This window comes from Enterobacter cloacae complex sp. CARB60 (genome assembly GCF_036487345.1).
Lineage (GTDB): Bacteria > Pseudomonadota > Gammaproteobacteria > Enterobacterales > Enterobacteriaceae > Enterobacter > Enterobacter asburiae_D.
On sequence record NZ_JAZKLC010000002.1, the window covers coordinates 3,045,642 to 3,064,130 of the forward strand.

Annotated in this window: 17 protein-coding genes; 8 read left to right on the forward strand and 9 right to left on the reverse strand. The window is 55.6% G+C overall.

All coding sequences use genetic code 11. The features are described 5' to 3' along the window. Positions 1-57: 57 nt before the first annotated feature. Positions 58-510, reverse strand: coding sequence for a macrodomain Ter protein MatP (gene matP / locus V4835_RS15675; protein WP_063143983.1), 453 nt, complete (start codon positions 508-510; stop codon positions 58-60). Between the two features lie 186 nt (positions 511-696). On the opposite strand from matP, the gene V4835_RS15680 reads away from it, so the two are divergent. Together V4835_RS15680 and fabA are read left to right on the forward strand one after the other, a co-directional pair. Further along, entirely contained in the window at positions 697-2,457 is a 1,761-nt protein-coding gene (locus V4835_RS15680) for a Lon protease family protein (protein ID WP_331412752.1), read from the forward strand. Positions 2,458-2,525: 68 nt separating this feature from the next. Next, positions 2,526-3,044 carry a 3-hydroxyacyl-[acyl-carrier-protein] dehydratase FabA gene (gene fabA / locus V4835_RS15685; RefSeq protein WP_047347377.1) on the forward strand — a complete coding sequence of 173 codons (519 nt, stop codon included), beginning with the start codon at positions 2,526-2,528 and terminating at the stop codon, positions 3,042-3,044. 71 nt (positions 3,045-3,115) lie between these two features. Here the strand turns inward: fabA and rmf are convergent, their stop codons facing one another. The 6 genes from rmf to rlmKL form a co-directional block, all read right to left on the reverse strand. Then, the gene (rmf, locus tag V4835_RS15690; protein ID WP_013097261.1) at positions 3,116-3,283 is read right to left on the reverse strand and encodes a ribosome modulation factor; all 168 of its coding nucleotides are present in this window, start codon (positions 3,281-3,283) and stop codon (positions 3,116-3,118) included. 255 nt (positions 3,284-3,538) lie between these two features. Then, positions 3,539-4,105 (reverse strand): membrane integrity-associated transporter subunit PqiC, encoded by a 567-nt coding sequence (gene pqiC / locus V4835_RS15695; protein WP_063143985.1) that lies wholly within the window; start codon positions 4,103-4,105, stop codon positions 3,539-3,541. Further along, the gene (pqiB, locus tag V4835_RS15700; RefSeq protein ID WP_213328359.1) at positions 4,102-5,742 is read right to left on the reverse strand and encodes an intermembrane transport protein PqiB; all 1,641 of its coding nucleotides are present in this window, start codon (positions 5,740-5,742) and stop codon (positions 4,102-4,104) included. Before pqiB ends, pqiC begins: the two co-directional genes overlap by 4 nt. Positions 5,743-5,746: 4 nt before the next feature. Then, entirely contained in the window at positions 5,747-7,000 is a 1,254-nt protein-coding gene (pqiA, locus tag V4835_RS15705; RefSeq protein WP_063143987.1) for a membrane integrity-associated transporter subunit PqiA, read from the reverse strand. Positions 7,001-7,013: 13 nt separating this feature from the next. Then, a complete protein-coding gene (locus V4835_RS15710; RefSeq protein WP_063143988.1) occupies positions 7,014-8,921 on the reverse strand; it encodes an ABC transporter ATP-binding protein in 1,908 nt (635 codons plus the stop codon). A 12-nt stretch (positions 8,922-8,933) separates the two neighbouring features. After that, on the reverse strand, positions 8,934-11,042 hold the full coding sequence (gene rlmKL / locus V4835_RS15715) for a bifunctional 23S rRNA (guanine(2069)-N(7))-methyltransferase RlmK/23S rRNA (guanine(2445)-N(2))-methyltransferase RlmL (protein WP_331412755.1): 2,109 nt from the start codon (positions 11,040-11,042) through the stop codon (positions 8,934-8,936). A gap of 98 nt (positions 11,043-11,140) precedes the next feature. Between rlmKL and V4835_RS15720 the strand changes: the two genes are divergently transcribed. Beyond that, positions 11,141-12,250 (forward strand): YcbX family protein, encoded by a 1,110-nt coding sequence (locus tag V4835_RS15720; protein WP_331412756.1) that lies wholly within the window; start codon positions 11,141-11,143, stop codon positions 12,248-12,250. On the opposite strand, the gene zapC is transcribed toward V4835_RS15720, so the two are convergent. Both zapC and pyrD read right to left on the reverse strand, forming a co-directional pair. Continuing rightward, the gene (zapC, locus tag V4835_RS15725; RefSeq protein WP_023311020.1) at positions 12,247-12,789 is read right to left on the reverse strand and encodes a cell division protein ZapC; all 543 of its coding nucleotides are present in this window, start codon (positions 12,787-12,789) and stop codon (positions 12,247-12,249) included. The two genes, V4835_RS15720 and zapC, sit on opposite strands and share 4 nt — an antisense overlap. Before the next feature lie 165 nt (positions 12,790-12,954). Further along, positions 12,955-13,965 carry a quinone-dependent dihydroorotate dehydrogenase gene (gene pyrD, locus V4835_RS15730; protein ID WP_063143992.1) on the reverse strand — a complete coding sequence of 337 codons (1,011 nt, stop codon included), beginning with the start codon at positions 13,963-13,965 and terminating at the stop codon, positions 12,955-12,957. 248 nt (positions 13,966-14,213) lie between these two features. Between pyrD and ssuE the strand changes: the two genes are divergently transcribed. Genes ssuE through ssuB form a run of 5 tightly spaced genes read left to right on the forward strand, consistent with a single transcriptional unit; the run spans position 14,214 to position 18,454 of the window. Continuing rightward, positions 14,214-14,789, forward strand: coding sequence for an NADPH-dependent FMN reductase (gene ssuE / locus V4835_RS15735; RefSeq protein ID WP_331412757.1), 576 nt, complete (start codon positions 14,214-14,216; stop codon positions 14,787-14,789). Continuing rightward, positions 14,782-15,744, forward strand: coding sequence for a sulfonate ABC transporter substrate-binding protein (locus V4835_RS15740; protein WP_331412759.1), 963 nt, complete (start codon positions 14,782-14,784; stop codon positions 15,742-15,744). Before ssuE ends, V4835_RS15740 begins: the two co-directional genes overlap by 8 nt. Beyond that, a complete protein-coding gene (ssuD, locus tag V4835_RS15745; protein ID WP_331412761.1) occupies positions 15,741-16,886 on the forward strand; it encodes an FMNH2-dependent alkanesulfonate monooxygenase in 1,146 nt (381 codons plus the stop codon). The genes V4835_RS15740 and ssuD overlap by 4 nt, the downstream gene beginning before the upstream one ends. Positions 16,887-16,895: 9 nt before the next feature. Continuing rightward, positions 16,896-17,687 carry an aliphatic sulfonate ABC transporter permease SsuC gene (gene ssuC / locus V4835_RS15750; RefSeq protein ID WP_023311016.1) on the forward strand — a complete coding sequence of 264 codons (792 nt, stop codon included), beginning with the start codon at positions 16,896-16,898 and terminating at the stop codon, positions 17,685-17,687. Beyond that, entirely contained in the window at positions 17,684-18,454 is a 771-nt protein-coding gene (gene ssuB / locus V4835_RS15755) for an aliphatic sulfonates ABC transporter ATP-binding protein (RefSeq protein ID WP_331412763.1), read from the forward strand. The genes ssuC and ssuB overlap by 4 nt, the downstream gene beginning before the upstream one ends. The last annotated feature ends 35 nt before the right edge of the window (positions 18,455-18,489 follow it).

Genomic DNA, 18,489 nt, shown 5'->3' on the forward strand with positions numbered 1-18,489 from the left:
GTCTTATAAAAAAACCCCGCCATGCGGGGTTTTTTATTGTCTGCAGAAAAGAAAAATCTACTTTTTACCCAACAGAGCCTGAAGGTCGTTCTTCAGCGTTGACATCTGATTGGCGTACTTCTCTTTATGTTCGGCATCCTCAATCAACTGTACGATGGTTTCCGAAAGCGTTTTCCCCCGTCGTTGCGCCAGCCCAGCCAGGCGTTGCCAGACGACGAACTCCAGATCGATTGATTTTTTGCGAGTGTGCTGATGCTCAGCATTAAAATGCCGTTTGCGTCGCGCGCGGATAGTTTGCTTCATCCGGTTTAACAACGCGGGATTGATGTGTTTCTCAATCCAGCTGTTAACCTGTACCGGTTCATTTTCGAGGGTCAGCAAAATATCCACGGCTTCTTGCGCAGCGCTGGCTTCGATGTAGCAGGTGATCAGCTCCCCTTCACGGTGCTTTTTGACCAGGTACTTCCATTTCCAGCCGCTTTCAAGATTTTCCAGTTGTTGATATTTCATTGCGATCTCAGTGTTACCACGTAACTCTGTTCAGAATATCAGTTTTTTAGCAATCTGCTGAAAAGAAATCATATCCTGTGAGTGAATGCAGCCAATCGTCCTCTCGAAATACCCAATCCTGCTTGGGTACAGCCCCCCGCTTACGGTATACTCCACGCTTTTACATCTGACTAAAAAACATCAACTTTGACCATTACGAAACTTGCATGGCGTGACCTTGTTCCGGATACCGAAAGTTACCAGGAACTGTTTGCACAGCCCGAACTCGCAAAAGAACACGAATTCATCCTTAGCGATACGCAGCCTCGTTTGCATTATGCGCTGGAGCAGGTGTTAAGCCCATGGGCAACAGCGCCTTTCATGCTGCTCAAGGCTCCGGAAGAAGCGGAATACCTGACGCTGCTCGGAGATGCCGTGCGCCAGCTGAAGCCCGAAGCGAACGCAGTTTTTGGCGGCCAGTATCGTATTACGGGACATGATGTCACTTTCGAACCGGTGGCGCAGGCCGATGGTCGTTTTGCCGTTAAGGGCGAAGTGATTACCGCTAACTGGGCCGAGGCGGAACAGCTCTTTGGTTGTCTGCGCCAGTTTAACGGTGAACTTTCGCTGCAGCCGGGGCTGGTACATCGCGCAAATGGCGGTGTTCTCATCATCTCTCTGCGTACCCTGCTCTCGCAGCCGCTGCTGTGGATGCGTCTTAAAACCATCGTGCACCAGCAGCGTTTCGACTGGGTCGGCTACGATGAGTCTCGTCCCCTGCCTGTCTCCATTCCGTCTATGCCGCTGTCGCTGACCGTCGTGCTGACGGGCGACCGTGAATCGCTGGCGGACTTCCAGGAAATGGAGCCAGAACTCGCTGAGCAGGCGGTGTATAGCGAATACGAAGACAACATCCAGATTGCTGACGCCGACGATATGGCACAGTGGCGTCAGTGGGTGATGGCCGTTGCTGAACGTTTTGCGCTGCCAACCCCTGCGGCTGACGCGTGGCCGGGTTTAATCCGCGAAGCGGTACGCTACACCGGTGACCAGGAAACGCTGCCGCTTTGCCCGCTCTGGATCGGCAAACAGCTGCGTGAAGTGGGTGCGATCAGCGGTGACGGAGCGTTCACCGGCGAACAGCTCACTCAGATGCTGGCTCAGCGTGAGTGGCGAGAAGGCTATCTTGCCGACCGTATGCAGGATGAAATTCTGCTGGAACAAATTCTGGTGGAGACCGAAGGCGAACGCGTCGGGCAGATCAACGCTCTGTCGGTGATTGAATTTCCTGGTCATCCGCGCGCATTCGGGGAACCGTCCCGTATCAGCTGCGTTGTGCACATTGGCGATGGTGAGTTCACCGACATCGAACGGAAAGCCGAGCTGGGCGGCAACATTCACGCGAAAGGCATGATGATCATGCAGGCGTTTTTGATGTCAGAGCTGCAGCTTGAGCAACAGATCCCCTTCTCCGCCTCGCTGACGTTTGAGCAGTCCTACAGCGAAGTGGATGGCGATAGCGCCTCTATGGCCGAGCTGTGCGCCTTAATCAGCGCCCTGGCGGAAGTGCCCATCAATCAGAACATCGCGATCACCGGTTCGGTGGACCAGTTCGGTCGTGCCCAGCCAGTGGGAGGCCTCAACGAAAAGATTGAAGGCTTCTTCTCTATCTGTCAGCAACGCGGTTTAAACGGCAAACAGGGTGTGATTATTCCCGCTCCCAACGCACGCCATTTGAGCCTCAGTCAGGACATTCTGGATGCGGTTGAGCAAGAGCAGTTCACCATCTGGGCCATCGAAGGGATTGAGGATGCGCTACCCTTACTGACAAATCTGGTTTGGGATGGCGAAGGGCAAACCACCCTGATGCAGACCATCCAGGAGCGCATTGCTCAGGCGACGCAGCAGGATGCTCGTCATCGTTATCCATGGCCGTTACGCTGGCTGGGCTGGTTTAGTTCGAACTGATCGGACTTGTTCAGCGTACACGTGTTAGCTATCCTGCGTCCTTCACTAAAATAAGGCTTACTGAGAACATGGTAGATAAACGCGAATCCTATACAAAAGAAGATCTTCTTGCCTCTGGTCGCGGCGAACTGTTTGGCGCAAATGGCCCACAGTTGCCGGCCCCGAACATGCTGATGATGGACCGTGTCGTGAAAATGACCGAAACCGGCGGCAACTTCGATAAGGGTTACGTAGAAGCAGAACTCGATATCAACCCGGACCTGTGGTTCTTCGGTTGCCACTTTATTGGCGATCCGGTAATGCCTGGCTGTCTGGGCCTGGATGCCATGTGGCAGCTGGTTGGCTTCTATCTGGGCTGGCTGGGCGGCGAAGGTAAAGGCCGCGCACTGGGCGTGGGCGAAGTAAAATTCACTGGCCAGGTTCTGCCTACAGCGAAGAAAGTGACCTATCGTATTCACTTCAAGCGCATCGTTAACCGTCGCCTGATTATGGGCCTGGCAGATGGCGAAGTGCTGGTAGACGGCCGTCTGATCTATAGCGCAAGCGACCTGAAAGTTGGCCTGTTCCAGGACACTTCCGCGTTCTGATTGTGCTTTTCGCACCTCCAGAAAGGCGAAACCTCCGCATTGCGGAGGTTTCTTTTTTGAAAGAGACGTTATCAGGCTATGAGTGCCCTGTCGCCGATGGCTTCTCGCCAGCCTCCAAGCCATTGTGACCTTTGATTTATCGTCTGATAAGGACACATTTCTTTAGAACGTCCAGCGATGCCGGCCTGATAACCACGTTGATGAGCCCGTTCCAGGCGATCTCGTTTCTGTCTCTTCATGCCTCGTTTCCCTCATTCTTTTGTCTGGTGGAAAGAAAACAGTGTCTGCACTAAATGCACAGGCACAGATAACGAATACCCCGAATTACTCGCAGCGTCAATGTTCAAAATTCATACGGGTGTCATATTTGTGAGCTACCTGGAAGTTCATTTGTACAAAAATTGTGACGTGGCACAAGTAACGATCTGAAGTGAAAACGAAAAAAAACCGCAATCAGCGACAGGCCAACTGCGGTTTTTGATGATGAATTTTACTTATGGCAGCCGGGAAATTTCTCTCGCGATGCTGGCCGACTCCTGTGCCCAACCCTGAGCCAGGACTTTCACCATTTCGTCATAGCCATCTTTCTGCTGCTTCAGCTCCAGATGGAAAGGACGCTTAATTAGCTGCCCCTGATGATTCAGCAACCACTCCCCGCTGATCACCACCGCACCGTCGTAACGGCCGTGGAAGGCCGTTACCGTGACGTTCAGCGTATCCTGGTCGTTACCCAGCGGCTGCGACGCGACAACCCAGCCCGGAAGCTGGCTGCCCAGATTAGCCACCAGCGTGTTGCGCAGCTGCTGATCCAGCGGGCTGGCCCACAGGTTATTCGTCGCAATCACGTATTTAACGTCGCTGGTCTGATAGACCACGCCGTTTCCTGCCAGATAATCCGGCACGGTAACCTGCTCAACCCACAGCTGACGGTTTCCCTGGCTGGCCGTACTTTGCCCACCGCTGTGGGTAGCCACAGGCAGCTGATAGTAACTTTTATTATCTACCCCTGAACTGCACGCCGTTAACAGCAGAGCGCCAACCATCAATAGCCACTTTTTCATTCTTTTGCCCTCTTCGGCTCAGGATCCTTTTTATCTTTCGCTTCGAACACCAGCGCGTTGCTCTTCTCGTTGAGCGTTTTCAGCACCGGCTGCAGTTCGCGCAAGACCTGATCAAGACGCTGCATATCTGCCACCATCTTGTTGTAGGCCGCTGAACCCGGCTGGAAGCCCTGCATACTGCGGTTCAGCTCACGCAGCGTTTTCTGCATGTCCTGCGGCAGCTGCTGCATACTCTGGCTCGCCGTGATCTTGTTGATGTTATCCAGCGTGGTTTGCAGACGACGCATCGTTGCCTGGCTTTCGCTCAGAGAGTTCGTCGCCGCTTCAATCATCGGATTCAGCGGTAGATTGTTGATCTTATCCAGCGTCTCCATCAGGCGCTGCTGGATCTGAGCCAGACCGCTGCTCACCGTTGGGATGATCTTGTAGCCACCAAATTCACGAATACCGGTAATCGGCGGTGCTTTCGGGTAGAAGTCCATATCCACATACAGCGCACCGGTCACCAGGTTACCCGTCTTCAGCGATCCGCGCAGACCGCGTTCCATCAGTTGACTGATATGGGCGGCAATATCCTGATTCTCACCAATCTGATTAAGCAGACGTTCCGGCTCGATGCGGATCAGCACCGGGATACGATAATCATCGTCCAGCATCTGGCTCAGGCCAGGTACAAAGAACGGAACTTGTCCCACCGTACCAAGACGAATACCGCGGAACTCGACAGGTGCTCCCGGCTGCAGACCGCGGACGGAATCTTTGAAGAACATCAGGAAGTCGATGTGATCGGTATAGAGCGCGTCCTGAATGCTTCGCTGATCGTCAAAGAGTCTGAACGCCGTTTTCTCGGCAACCGGCTGCCCCAGATCCTGCCCTTCCGGGACATCAAAGCTCACCCCGCCGCCAAACAGCGTGGTTAATGATCCCATTTCTACGCGCATGCCCGCAGAGGTAAGATCCACCGCGATCCCGCTGTCCTTCCAGAAGCGAACGTTGCTGGTCACCAGACGATCGTTTGGCGCATTGATGAACAGCTGATAGCTGATGGTACGCTTTTGCGCATCGAAGGTACTGGTTTCAACAGAACCCACGCGGTAGCCGCGGAACAGTACCGGGTCACCCGCCGTAAGCTGGCCCGCTTTTTTGCTGTCGAGGATCACGCGGATACCCTTGGCATCAGGCGGCGCAAGCGGCGGTGAGTCGAGAAGCTGATATTGCCCAGGCTGGCTGCCCTTCGTGCCGGGCTGCAGTTCAATGTAGGCCCCAGAGAGCAGCGTCCCTAAGCCGCTGATCCCTTCGCGCCCCACCTGCGGTTTAACCACCCAGAAAACGGAATCGCCATGCAGCAGTTTTTCCATGCCGGCATTAAGGCGCGCCTTAATCTCCACATGGGTTAAATCGTCGGTCAGGGTTGCGCTTTCGACCACGCCCACGTCCACGCTACGGCTTTTGATGGTCGTTTTACCGCCCTCAATCCCCTCGGCATTGGTGGTTATCAGCGTGACTTCCGGTCCCTGATGGCTGTAATGATAAAACAGGATCCATGCACCGATCAGCGCGGTCACGATGGGAAAAATCCACACTGGCGACCAGTTTTTGACCTTCTGCACTTTCGCCTCTCCACTCTTATTTTCCATGCTCTTACTCTTCCTCATGGCTTGATTCAGGCTCACGATCCCACGATAAACGAGGGTCGAAGGTCATGGCCGCAAACATGGTCATAATCACAACCAGTGCAAACATTAAAGCCCCCATCGCGGGATAAATACTCATCAAACCGCCCATCCGCACCAGCGCAGAGAGAACGGCGATGACAAACACGTCAATCATTGACCAGCGTCCGACAAACTCGACCACTTCATAAATAAGGTGCATACGTTCGCTGTCGCGTTTCCCATGACCTTTCGCATCCCAGCAAAGCCAGGCGATGGCGATCATTTTTAGGGTTGGCACCATAATACTGGCGATAAAAATGACGCCGGCGACCGGATAAGAACCTTCGCCCCACAGCAATACCACCCCGGCAAGGATCGTCGAGGGCATTTTGTCGCCAAGCAAATCGGTGATCATGATCGGCAGAATATTGGCGGGCAGATACAGCATGATGGACGTGACCAGCAGCGCCATCGTCCACTGCAGGCTATTTTTACGGCGTACGTGACCTTTTGTTTCGCAGCGTGGACAAACGTCGAGATCGGCGGGCAGCACGGCGGTGCAGCAGGGGCAAGAACGCAGCCCCTGACGAATACCGGGCACGCCAACCTTCACCGTCTGCGCAAGCGTCGGTGCCGGGGCGATATCATCCCACGCCCAGCGCCTGTCCACGCACTGAAACGCGCGCAGCTGCAGGACGCAGTACAGGCACCAGGGAACAAAGCTGCTGCCGATCCCCACATCGCCGTACGCCATCAGCTTCACGAAACTGACCAGAATGCCCGCCAGAAAAATCTCGGCCATGCCCCAGCTTTTGAGCTGAAAAAGGATACGCGCAAGCCGGATTTTCAGTGATACCGGCATCCTAACGCGGTTCACCAGTAAAAGGATGGCGACCAGGCACAACGCCGGGACTATCTGGACAAACAGGAGAAAAAAGGTGCCGAGGCTGGCGTAATCTTCCGAGAACATCACGCCCGGGATTTCAAGCAAATCCACCTGGCTGGTTATCCCCCCCACCTTCATATAGATGAAGGGGAAGAGATTGGAGAGCAGCAGCATGAACAATGCTGCGAGAGCGTAAGCAGTGGGACGCTGCCGCGGCGCGTCCCACTCGGTTGTCAACGTCGCACCGCAACGTGGACACAGGGCTTTATGTCCGTGACCAAGCTCTGGCAACGCCACGAGCATATCGCATTGCGAGCATAAAATATGCCTGTCGGCATGGTGCTGGTCACACATATGTTATCCCTGTTTATGCGCCGTTCTTCAGAGACTCAAGGTACTCCCAGCGCTCAAATGCTTCTTCCAGGGCCTTTTCAGCCGCGGACAGTTCAGCCAGTACTTTCTGAGTATAGTCATGCGATTGGGTAAAGAATGACGCATCAGCAACCTGTTTTTGCAGATCCTCAAGCGCATTCTCCAGCTCTTCCAGACGCTGAGGTAGCCCCTCCAGTTCGCGCTGCAGGTTATAACTTAGTTTAGCCGAGGTTTTCTTGACAGTTTCTGCTTTTGTTACAGCAGGTTCAGAACCTGTTTTGGACTTTGACTGTTTCTGCGCCAGAGACTGCGATTGCTGCCCTTTTGCATCGTGATAACCGCCGACGTACTGTCCAATTCGCCCTTCACCTTCGAAGATCCAGCACTCGGTCACGGTGTTATCAACGAACTGACGATCGTGGCTGACCAGCATCACGGTACCCTGATAGCCGTCAATCAGTTCTTCGAGCAGTTCCAGCGTTTCGACATCCAGGTCGTTCGTTGGTTCATCGAGAATCAACAGGTTACTCGGTTTCAGGAACAAACGCGCCAGCAGCAGACGATTTCGCTCCCCGCCTGACAACGCACGCACCGGGGTCATTGCACGTTTCGGATGGAACAGGAAGTCCTGCAGATAGCCCAGCACGTGGCGCGGTTTACCGTTAACCATCACCTCTTGCTTACCTTCAGCAAGGTTATCCATTACCGTTCTGTCTGGGTCCAGCTCTGCACGGTGCTGGTCAAAGTAGGCGACCTCCAGCTTGGTCCCGCAGTGAACACGGCCGCTGTCAGCCTGCAGCTGACCGAGCATCAGCTTGAGCAGCGTGGTTTTACCACAGCCGTTCGGGCCAATGAGGGCAATTTTATCGCCACGCTGCACCTGAGCGGAGAAGTCTTTCACCAGAACTTTTCCATCGACCTGGTAATCGACATTTTCCATTTCAAAGACGATCTTACCGGAGCGGGATGCCTCTTCGACCTGCATCTTCGCGCTGCCCATCACTTCACGACGAGCGCTGCGCTCGTTACGCATCGCCTTCAGGGCACGCACGCGGCCTTCGTTACGAGTACGGCGGGCTTTGATACCCTGACGGATCCAGACCTCTTCCTGTGCCAACTTGCGGTCGAACTCCGCATTTTGCAGCTCTTCCACGCGCAGGTTTTCTTCTTTTTCCAGCAGATAGGTATCGTAATCGCCAGGATAAGTCACCAGCTTGCCGCGATCGAGATCGACAATACGCGTCGCCATGTTGCGGATAAACGAACGGTCGTGTGAGATGAAAATAATGGTGCCGTTAAAGGTCTTCAGGAACCCTTCCAGCCAGTCAATCGCTTCAATATCCAGGTGGTTGGTCGGTTCATCCAGCAACAGCACCTTCGGGCCGCTGACCAGCGCGCGGCCAAGAGCCGCTTTACGCAGCCAGCCGCCGGAGAGCGCCGACAGCTCCATATCCGCATCCAGACCTAACTGATCCAGCACTTCGGTGATACGGCTTTCAAGCTGCCACAGACCGTGATGATCCAGAAGCTCCTGCAGACGCGCCATCTCATTGAGATTTTTTTCACTTGGGTCGGTCATCACCAGATGTGAAATTTCGTGATAGCCCTTCAGGTATTCAGCCTGCTCAGAAATCCCTTCTGCAACGAAATCATAAACGGTACCCGCCACGTTACGAGGAGGGTCCTGCTGCAGACGGGAAACAATCAGATCCTGTTCGTAAACAATGCGCCCGTCATCCAGGCCCTGTTCACGGTTGAGGATTTTCATCAGCGTGGATTTACCCGCGCCGTTACGGCCTACAAGACAGACGCGTTCGTTGTCTTCAATATGCAGTTCAGTATCATCGAGAAGTGGCGCATCGCTAAAAGAGAGCCACGCGCCGTGCATGCTAATTAATGACATTTATTTTTCCTTTCAGACCGCGGTAATCAACCAGCAGTTATGAATTTGACGGTTACGGGCAAAGTCCTGAGACAGCGTTTTTTGGCTGATTTCTTGTGCTTTCAGTCCCAGGGCTGCTAAACCGTCATGATCCATACGGAAGCCGCGTTTGTTGTTCGAGAACATAATGGTGCCGCCCTTGCGCAGCAGGCGCTTCAGGTCGGTCATCAGGCGCAGGTGATCGCGCTGTACGTCAAAGCTATCTTCCATACGCTTGGAGTTAGAGAAGGTCGGCGGATCGATAAAGATCAGATCGAACTGCTCGTCGGTTTCACGCAGCCAGCCCAGCACGTCGGCCTGCATCAGGCGATGCTGACGTCCGGTTAAACCGTTAAGACGCAGGTTGCGCTCCGCCCATTCCAGATAGGTGCGGGACATATCCACCGTGGTGGTGCTCCGCGCGCCGCCCAGACCCGCATGCACGCTCGCGCTGCCGGTATAGGAGAACAGGTTGAGGAAATCTTTGCCCTTGCTCATCTGGCCCAGCATGCGACGGGCGATACGGTGGTCCAGGAACAGGCCGGTATCCAGATAGTCGGTCAGGTTTACCCACAGGCGGGCGTTGTACTCGCCCACTTCGATAAAATCGCCCTTCTCATTCATCTTCTGGTACTGGTTTTTCCCTTTCTGCCGCTCGCGGGTTTTCAGCACCAGTTTGTTTGGCGTGATGCCGAGCACGGCGATGGTCGCCGCAATGACGTCCAGCATGCGCTGACGCGCTTTTTGCGCATCGATGGTTTTCGGTGGAGCATATTCCTGAATCACCACCCAGTCCGCGTAGCGGTCAACCGCCACGTTGTACTCCGGCAGGTCGGCGTCGTACAGGCGGTAGCATTCAATCCCTTCCTGCTTCGCCCACTTCTCATATTTCTTCAGGTTCTTGCGCAGGCGGTTGGCGTAATCCTCCGCCACGCCGGATGGCTTGCTGTCTGCCGCTTTCTCCGCCAGATGGTAGTTCTTCTGCACGCAGTCCAGCGGGCCGTTTTTCGCCTTAAACTGGCGATCGGCACGCAGCTGCAGGCAGCTCAGCAGCTCCGGCGAGGCGCTAAACAGAGACAGGTTCCAGCCGCCGAAGTAGTCCTTCATATTGCGGCCCAGCAGGCTGTGCAGGGCAATCAGCGCCGGCTCGCTGTCCAGACGCTCGCCGTATGGCGGGTTGCTGATCACGGTACCGTACGGGCCTTTTGGCAGCGGGTTGGTCAGGTTCGCCACGTCTTTCACCTCGAAGGTGACCAGCTCGCCGATACCGGCGCGACGGGCGTTGCTGCGCGCGCGTTCAATGACGCGCGGGTCGCTGTCCGAACCGTAGAAGTGGGAGGTGTAATCTGCCAGACCTTTGCGCGCGCGGGTCTGCGCGTCGTCTTTGACCTCTTTCCAGATCGCTTCATCGTGCTGTGCCCAGCCTTTAAAGCCCCAGTGACCGCGATGCAGGCCCGGCGCGCGGTCGGTTGCCAGCATGGCCGCTTCAATCAGCAACGTACCGGAACCACACATCGGATCGAGCAGCGGCGTGCCCGGCTGCCAGCCGGAGCGCATGACGATGGCGGCGGCCAGCGTTTCTTTAATTGGCGCCATACCGGTACGATCGCGGTAGCCGCGCAGGTGCAGGCCCGCGCCGCTCAGATCGAGAGAAATACTCGCCGTGTCGCCGTTGAGCCAGACGTTAATACGCAGATCCGGATTTTCGCGATCGACGTTCGGACGTTCCTTATTTTTACGCGTGAAGCAGTCCACAATGGCGTCTTTTACGCGCAGGGCACCGTACTGGCTGTTGCGGATCTCGTCGTTCACGCCGTTGAAATGCACCGCAAAGGTGGCATTTGGCGTGAAGATCTCTGTCCAGTCGATCATCTGTACGCCGGTATAGAGGTCCAGGTCGCTATAGACCTTGCACTCCTTCATCGGCAGCATGATGCGCGACGCCAGACGGCTCCACATCAGGCTCTGGTAAATAAGCCGCGTGTCGCCCTCAAAATGGACACCACCCTGAACCACCTGACACTCTTGTGCGCCCAGGCTTTCCAGTTCAGTTTTTAACAGCTCTTCCAGCCCACGGGCCGTACTGGCAAACAGAGAATTCATATCGTCACTTTTACTCTTAGAAAATTGTCGCGCATTATAGCTAATATGGCGTGTATGTCATAAAGTTGAAGGCTTATTTTCACTTGTGGGAGTGTGCAGTGGCGACGTTATCCAGGCTTTTTATTCATCCGGTGAAATCCATGCGCGGAATCGGCGTCTCTCACGCGCTGGCCGACATGAGCGGATTTGCCTTCGATCGTATTTTTATGGTCACCGAGCCTGACGGCACGTTCATTACCGCACGCCAGTTCCCGCAGATGGTTCGCTTTACCCCTTCCCCGCTTCATGACGGTTTGCATCTGACCGCGCCGGACGGTTCCAGTGCGGTCATTCGCTTTGCTGATTTTGCGCCTGTCGATGCGCCAACGGAAGTGTGGGGCAATCATTTTACCGCGCGCATCGCCCCGGATGAAATTAACCGCTGGCTGAGCGGTTTCTTCTCCCGCGACGTGCAGCTGCGCTGGGTTGGGCCTGAACCGACGCGTCGCGTGAAGCGCCACGACGCCGTTCCCCTCTCCTTCGCCGATGGCTTCCCTTTCCTGCTGACTAACGAAGCCTCGCTGCGTGATTTACAAGGCCGCTGCAAAGCCAGCGTTCAGATGGAACAGTTCCGCCCTAACCTGGTGGTGACGGGTGTCGACGCCTGGGAAGAAGACACCTGGAAAGTGATCCGCATTGGCAGCGTCATTTTTGACGTCGTTAAACCCTGTAGCCGCTGCATTTTCACCACGGTGAGCCCTGAGAAAGGCCAGAAGCACCCATCCGGCGAACCGCTGAAGACGCTGCAGTCGTTCCGCACCGCGCAGGACAACGGCGATGTGGATTTCGGCCAGAACCTGATCCCGCGCTCCAGCGGTGCAATTCGCGTCGGTGATGAGGTAGAGATCCTTGCCCGCGGGCCAGCAAGAGTGTACGGCTCAGGTCAGGAAGAAGAAATGGTCGACGTTGTGACGAATGTCGCTTCTGCGGTAGATATTCACTGGCAGGGCAACGTCATCCGTGGCAACAACCAGCAGGTATTACTGGAGCAACTGGAGCAGGCAGGTATTCGCGTACCCTATTCCTGTCGCGCAGGCATTTGCGGATGCTGCCGCATCAAGCTGGTGGATGGAGAGGTCAGTGCGCTGAAAAAATCGGCAATTGGAAATGACGGCACAATCCTGTGCTGTAGCTGCATACCGAAAACGTCCGTACAGCTGGAAGCTTAAACCGCCTGTTCGAGGCTGAAGGAATCTACGCGCAGCTGTGGCTTCAGCCGGTCGTTCATCACTTTAATGGCATCGCCAAGCTGCATCGTCCGCCCGGCAATGGTTACGCCGGGCTGTGCCAGCAGGCAGAGCGCAGCATTTTCGCCTGGCTCAACCACCAGCAGGCTTACCTCTTCTGCGGTATCGCTCAGATTTACGCTGGCCGCGTCACCCGTTGCCGGGGTCCAGCTCATACCGTGCGCAAGAAAATGCCAGCTTTTTGGCATTTGCGGTTTCAGGAAGCGGATAGCCACCAGCGCATTTAATACCAGCTCGGCACGCTGCTCTTTCGAGAGCACCAGATCGCGGCATTTTTCTTCAAAAGAGAAATAAAGCGCCGCATCGTCAACGCAAAAGCCCGACGGGGAAAACGCGTCAGGGGTTAACATTCGGCGGGCAAAACGAGAACGAAACAACATGCCATTGGCTAAATCGAGCATCATTCGATCATGCTCGTCGCAAAAATACCAGCGCCAGTTATCGTCAGGTTTAATTCGCATGTGTCTCTCCCGTCCCCAAACATCCTGTACTAAAATTGTCCTGATCGCCGCTTCGTTTATAACACCATTAATAAAAGACTATAATGTTTAAATAAGCAACAGTGACGGAATATAAAACAACCAGGGCTGGAAATAAAGCCCTGGTTGTCTGATTAAGAGAAAAGATTAGATATGAGTAACGATTTCTTTAATCAGCGGTGGTCCTTTAAAAATAAAGCCGGAATAGATTTGCACCAGTGACGCACCCGCCGCCATCTTCTCGCGTGCAGCAATCACTGAGTCAATGCCACCGACGCCAATAATCGGCAGACGTCCTTTTAATTCCACAGACAGGGCGCGAATAATTTCGGTGCTTTTTAATTGTACCGGACGTCCACTTAACCCACCCGCTTCGTCACAGTTTTTCATTCCCTGCACGAGGGAACGATCGAGGGTGGTATTGGTCGCAATCACACCATCAATATTATGGCGAACCAAACTGTCAGCAACCTGGATCAATTCTTCGGCAGAAAGATCCGGGGCGATCTTAACCGCGACCGGAACATATTTATGGTGGATCGTCTGGAGTTCATTTTGCTTATTTTTAATGGCACTCAGAAGATCGTCCAGCGCTTCGCCATATTGTAAGGAACGCAGCCCCGGGGTATTGGGTGAAGAAATATTCACCGCAATATAACCGGCATAGGCGTAGACTTTTTCCATACAAATCAGATAGTCATCTTTACCCTGCTCTACCGGCGTGTCTTTATTTTTGCCGATATTGATGCCTAATATCCCGTCAAAATGGGCTTTTTTTACGTTCTCAACAAGGTGATCAACACCGAGGTTATTAAAGCCCATGCGGTTGATCAGCCCTTCGGCTTCAACCAGGCGGAACAGGCGCGGCTTGTCATTTCCCGGCTGCGGGCGCGGCGTGACGGTACCGATTTCAATGGAGCCAAAGCCCATAGCGCCCAGGGCATCAATGCACTCGCCATTTTTGTCCAGACCCGCCGCCAGACCCAGCGGATTTTTAAAGGTCAGACCCATGCACTGCACAGGTTTTTCCGGCACATTCTGACGCACCAGAGCGGCCAGAGGCGTTCCGGTAATACGACGTAATTGCTGGAATGTAAATTCATGAGCGCGCTCAGGGTCGAGCTGGAAAAGGGCTTTACGAACGAAGGGGTAGTACATGAACTCTCCTGGATTCCCGGTGTGCAAACCGGGAGGGGATTATGGGCGATCCACGCGCGAAAGGGAATTGACCTGCGGCAAAAAACCAGCGTAAAACGCAATCGTTTACCTCCCTGTCTATTTCTTATGCACTTTTTCGCATTTTAATTGCAGATAAATCATTTAGTGGAATAACCGCGCGGTGTCACACTCCTGAAAATTGTTATGAATGTTAGATAAAAGCAAACAATTAGTTATAAGGAGGAAGTATGCGCGTCATTACCCTGGCCGGAAGTCCACGATTCCCTTCGCGCTCCAGCGCCCTGCTGGAATATGCCCGCGAAAAACTCAATGCCCTGGATTTGGAAGTGTGCCACTGGAACCTGCATAACTTCGAACCTGAAGATCTGCTCTATGCCCGTTTCGACAGCCCTGCGCTTAAAACGCTCATTGAGCAGCTTAACGGAGCTGACGGCTTAATTGTGGCAACGCCCATTTATAAAGCCTCTTTTTCCGGGGCGCTGAAAACCCTGCTCGACCTGCTTCCTGAACGCGCGCTGGACGGCAAAGTCGTGCTGCCGCTGGCAACGGGCGGTACGGTTGCCCATTTACTGGCCGTGGATTATGCCCTGAAGCCGGTGCTGAACGCGCTGAAAGCGCAGGAGATCCTCCACGGCGTTTTCGCAGATGACTCCCAGGTTATCGATTATCAACATAAACCTCATTTTACGCCGAACCTGCAAACCCGCCTCGATACTGCCCTGGAAACCTTCTGGCACGCTCTGCACCGCAGGGATATCCAGGCGCCGGCGTTTGGTCAGCCTCAAGGAGTCGCACATGTTTAAAACGTTAACCCGCATCGGCCTGGCAGGTCTGATGGCGCTTACCTCGCTGGCCCATGCCGCAGAAACGGCTCCGGAAAGTTTACGCATTGGCTACCAGAAAGGCAGCGTCAGCATGGTGCTGGCGAAAAGCCACCAGCTTCTGGAAAAACGCTTCCCGGACACCAAATTCTCCTGGGTGGAGTTCCCGGCTGGCCCGCAGATGCTTGAGGCCCTGAACGTTGGCAGTATCGATCTCGGCAGCACGGGTGATATTCCGCCGATATTCGCCCAGGCGGCGGGAGCGGACCTCGTCTATGTTGGCGTTGAGCCGCCCAAACCAAAGGCCGAAGTGATTCTGGTGCCTGAAAACAGCGATATTAAAAGCGTCGCCGACCTTAAAGGGCATAAAGTTGCTTTCCAGAAAGGTTCCAGCTCACACAACCTGCTGCTGCGCGCCCTGCAAGAAGCCGGGCTCAAGTTCACTGACATTCAACCTGTTTACCTGACGCCTGCCGACGCCCGCGCCGCGTTCCAGCAGAAGAACGTTGATGCCTGGGCTATCTGGGATCCGTACTACTCCGCCGCATTACTGCAGGGCGGCGTTCGCGTGCTGAAAGACGGTACCACGCTGAAGCAGACCGGCTCGTTCTACCTGGCCGCGCGTCCTTATGCGGAAAAGAACGGCGCATTTATTCAGGGCGTACTGAATACCTTTACCCAGGCCGATGCGCTGACCCAGACCCAGCGTCAGGAGAGCATTGCCCTGCTGGCGAAAACCATGGGCTTACCTGAGCCGGTGATTGCGAGCTATCTCAACCACCGTCCGCCGACCACCATTAAGCCCGTGGACGCGCACGTCGCCGCGCTTCAGCAACAAACGGCTGACCTTTTCTATCAAAACCACCTGGTGCCAAAACAGGTCACTATTCGCGAACGCATCTGGCAGCCCGCTGGCAAAGAAGGAGCTAAATCATGAGTCTGAATCTTTTCTGGTTTTTACCCACCCACGGTGATGGACACTATCTTGGTACAGAAGAGGGCTCGCGCCCGGTTGACCATGGCTATCTGCAGCAGATTGCGCAGGCGGCGGACCGAATCGGTTTCACCGGGGTGCTGATCCCGACCGGACGTTCATGTGAAGATGCCTGGCTGGTGGCCGCGTCGATGATCCCGGTCACCCAGCGCCTGAAGTTCCTGGTTGCATTACGCCCGAGCGTAGTCTCCCCCACCGTGGCGGCGCGTCAGGCGGCAACGCTGGATAGGCTGTCCAACGGTCGCGCCCTGTTTAACCTGGTGACGGGCAGCGATCCGCAGGAGCTGGCGGGCGATGGGGTGTTCCTCGACCATACCGAGCGCTATGAAGCCTCCGCCGAGTTCACCCGCGTCTGGCGACGTCTGCTCGAAGGTGAAACCGTCACCTTTGAAGGCAAACATATTCACGTTCGCGACGCGAAGCTCTACTTCCCGCCGGTGCAGCAGCCGCGCCCGCCGCTCTATTTTGGCGGATCGTCGGATGTGGCCCAGGATCTGGCGGCAGAGCAGGTCGATCTCTATCTGACCTGGGGCGAACCGCCTGAGCTGGTGAAAGATAAAATTGCCCAGGTACGCGCTAAAGCGGCCGCCCATGGCCGCAAGGTGCGCTTCGGCATTCGCCTGCACGTGATTGTGCGTGAAACCAATGAAGAAGCCTGGCAGGCCGCCGACCGCCTGATTTCCCATCTGGACGATGAGACCATTGCGAAGGCCCAGGCCGCGTTTGCCAAAACCGACTCCGTCGGACAGCACCGAATGGCGTCCCTGCACAACGGCAAGCGTGAGAATCTGGAGATCAGCCCGAACCTGTGGGCGGGCGTCGGCCTGGTGCGCGGCGGTGCGGGTACGGCGCTGGTCGGCGACGGACCGACCGTAGCCGCCCGGATTAACGAATACGCTGAACTGGGTATCGACAGCTTTATTCTCTCCGGTTATCCGCATCTGGAAGAGGCGTACAAGGTGGGCGAGCTGTTATTCCCGCATCTGGATGTCAACATTCCGGAAATTCCGCAGCCGCAGCAGCTTCAGCTTCAGGGCGAAGCCGTGGCGAACGAGTTTATTCCACGCAAAGCCGCACAGAGCTAAGGAGTGACCATGTCTGCCACCTCACAAAAATGGCTGCTGCGCGCCGCGCCGTGGTTTTTACCCGTCGGCATTGTGGCTCTCTGGCAGCTCGCGTCGTCCACCGGCTGGCTGTCGAGCCGCATTCTGCCCTCTCCGGAGGGCGTCGTAGAAGCGTTCTGGTCGCTGAGCGTGAGCGGTGAGCTGTGGCAGCATCTGGCGATCAGCTCCTGGCGCGCCGTGATAGGGTTTTCCATTGGCGGCAGCATCGGTCTGGTTCTGGGCTTGATCAGCGGCCTTTCCCGCTGGGGCGAGCGGCTGCTGGATACCTCCATTCAGATGCTGCGCAACGTGCCGCATCTGGCGCTGATCCCGCTGGTTATCCTGTGGTTTGGTATTGATGAGAGCGCCAAGATCTTCCTCGTGGCGCTGGGCACATTGTTCCCGATCTACATCAACACCTGGCACGGCATCCGCAACATCGATCGCGGTCTGGTCGAGATGGCGCGCAGCTACGGCTTATCGGGTTTTTCTCTCTTTATACACGTGATCCTGCCGGGCGCTCTGCCCTCCATTATGGTCGGGGTGCGTTTTGCGCTCGGCCTGATGTGGCTGACGCTGATTGTGGCGGAGACCATCTCGGCCAATTCAGGCATTGGCTACCTGGCGATGAACGCCCGCGAATTCCTGCAAACGGACGTGGTGGTGGTTGCCATCATCCTGTATGCCCTGCTCGGCAAACTCGCCGACGTTAGCGCCCAGTGGCTGGAGCGCAGCTGGCTGCGCTGGAACCCGGCCTACACCCTTCAGGAGGCGAAAGCATGAATACAGCACGACTGAACCAGGGAACACCGTTACTGCTGAACGGCGTGACCAAACGCTACGGCGAAAACACTATTCTTAACGGGCTGGATCTGCATATTCCCGCCGGACAATTTGTGGCCGTTGTCGGGCGCAGCGGCGGCGGCAAGAGTACTCTGCTACGCCTTCTGGCCGGACTCGAAGCCCCCAACGGCGGTGACATTCTGGCAGGAACGACGCCGCTTTCGAATATTCAGGACGATACCCGCATGATGTTTCAGGACGCGCGCCTGCTGCCGTGGAAAACGGTTATCGACAATGTCGGGCTCGGTCTGAAGGGCAACTGGCGGGATGAAGCCCGCCAGGCGCTGGCCGCCGTTGGGCTGGAAAATCGTGCGGGTGAATGGCCGGCAGCCCTCTCGGGTGGGCAGAAGCAGCGCGTGGCGCTGGCGCGCGCGCTGATTCACCGTCCGGGCCTGCTGTTGCTTGATGAACCGCTCGGCGCGCTCGATGCCCTGACGCGGATCGAAATGCAGGATTTGATTGGTTCCCTGTGGCAGGCGCACGGCTTTACGGTACTGCTGGTCACCCATGACGTGAGCGAAGCCGTCGCGATGGCTGACCGGGTGCTGCTGATAGAAGACGGGAAGATTGGCCTGGATCTGACGGTGGATATACCGCGCCCTCGCCGCGTGGGGTCGGCAAGACTGGCGGAGCTGGAGGCTGAGGTGTTGGATCGGGTGATGAAGCGCGGGGGTACGGAGTTAGAACGAGCTAAGGCTAATGCCTGATGCCCTCACCCCGGCCCTCTCCCACAGGGAGAGGG

Coding starts and splice junctions, on each gene's coding strand:
- matP (WP_063143983.1), bottom strand. CDS start 510: ATGAAATATCAACAACTGGAAAATCTTGAAAGCGGCTGGAAATGGAAG.
- fabA (WP_047347377.1), top strand. CDS start 2,526: ATGGTAGATAAACGCGAATCCTATACAAAAGAAGATCTTCTTGCCTCT.
- rmf (WP_013097261.1), bottom strand. CDS start 3,283: ATGAAGAGACAGAAACGAGATCGCCTGGAACGGGCTCATCAACGTGGT.
- pqiC (WP_063143985.1), bottom strand. CDS start 4,105: ATGAAAAAGTGGCTATTGATGGTTGGCGCTCTGCTGTTAACGGCGTGC.
- pqiB (WP_213328359.1), bottom strand. CDS start 5,742: ATGGAAAATAAGAGTGGAGAGGCGAAAGTGCAGAAGGTCAAAAACTGG.
- pqiA (WP_063143987.1), bottom strand. CDS start 7,000: ATGTGTGACCAGCACCATGCCGACAGGCATATTTTATGCTCGCAATGC.
- V4835_RS15710 (WP_063143988.1), bottom strand. CDS start 8,921: ATGTCATTAATTAGCATGCACGGCGCGTGGCTCTCTTTTAGCGATGCG.
- rlmKL (WP_331412755.1), bottom strand. CDS start 11,042: ATGAATTCTCTGTTTGCCAGTACGGCCCGTGGGCTGGAAGAGCTGTTA.
- zapC (WP_023311020.1), bottom strand. CDS start 12,789: ATGCGAATTAAACCTGACGATAACTGGCGCTGGTATTTTTGCGACGAG.
- pyrD (WP_063143992.1), bottom strand. CDS start 13,965: ATGTACTACCCCTTCGTTCGTAAAGCCCTTTTCCAGCTCGACCCTGAG.
- ssuE (WP_331412757.1), top strand. CDS start 14,214: ATGCGCGTCATTACCCTGGCCGGAAGTCCACGATTCCCTTCGCGCTCC.
- V4835_RS15740 (WP_331412759.1), top strand. CDS start 14,782: ATGTTTAAAACGTTAACCCGCATCGGCCTGGCAGGTCTGATGGCGCTT.
- ssuD (WP_331412761.1), top strand. CDS start 15,741: ATGAGTCTGAATCTTTTCTGGTTTTTACCCACCCACGGTGATGGACAC.
- ssuC (WP_023311016.1), top strand. CDS start 16,896: ATGTCTGCCACCTCACAAAAATGGCTGCTGCGCGCCGCGCCGTGGTTT.
- ssuB (WP_331412763.1), top strand. CDS start 17,684: ATGAATACAGCACGACTGAACCAGGGAACACCGTTACTGCTGAACGGC.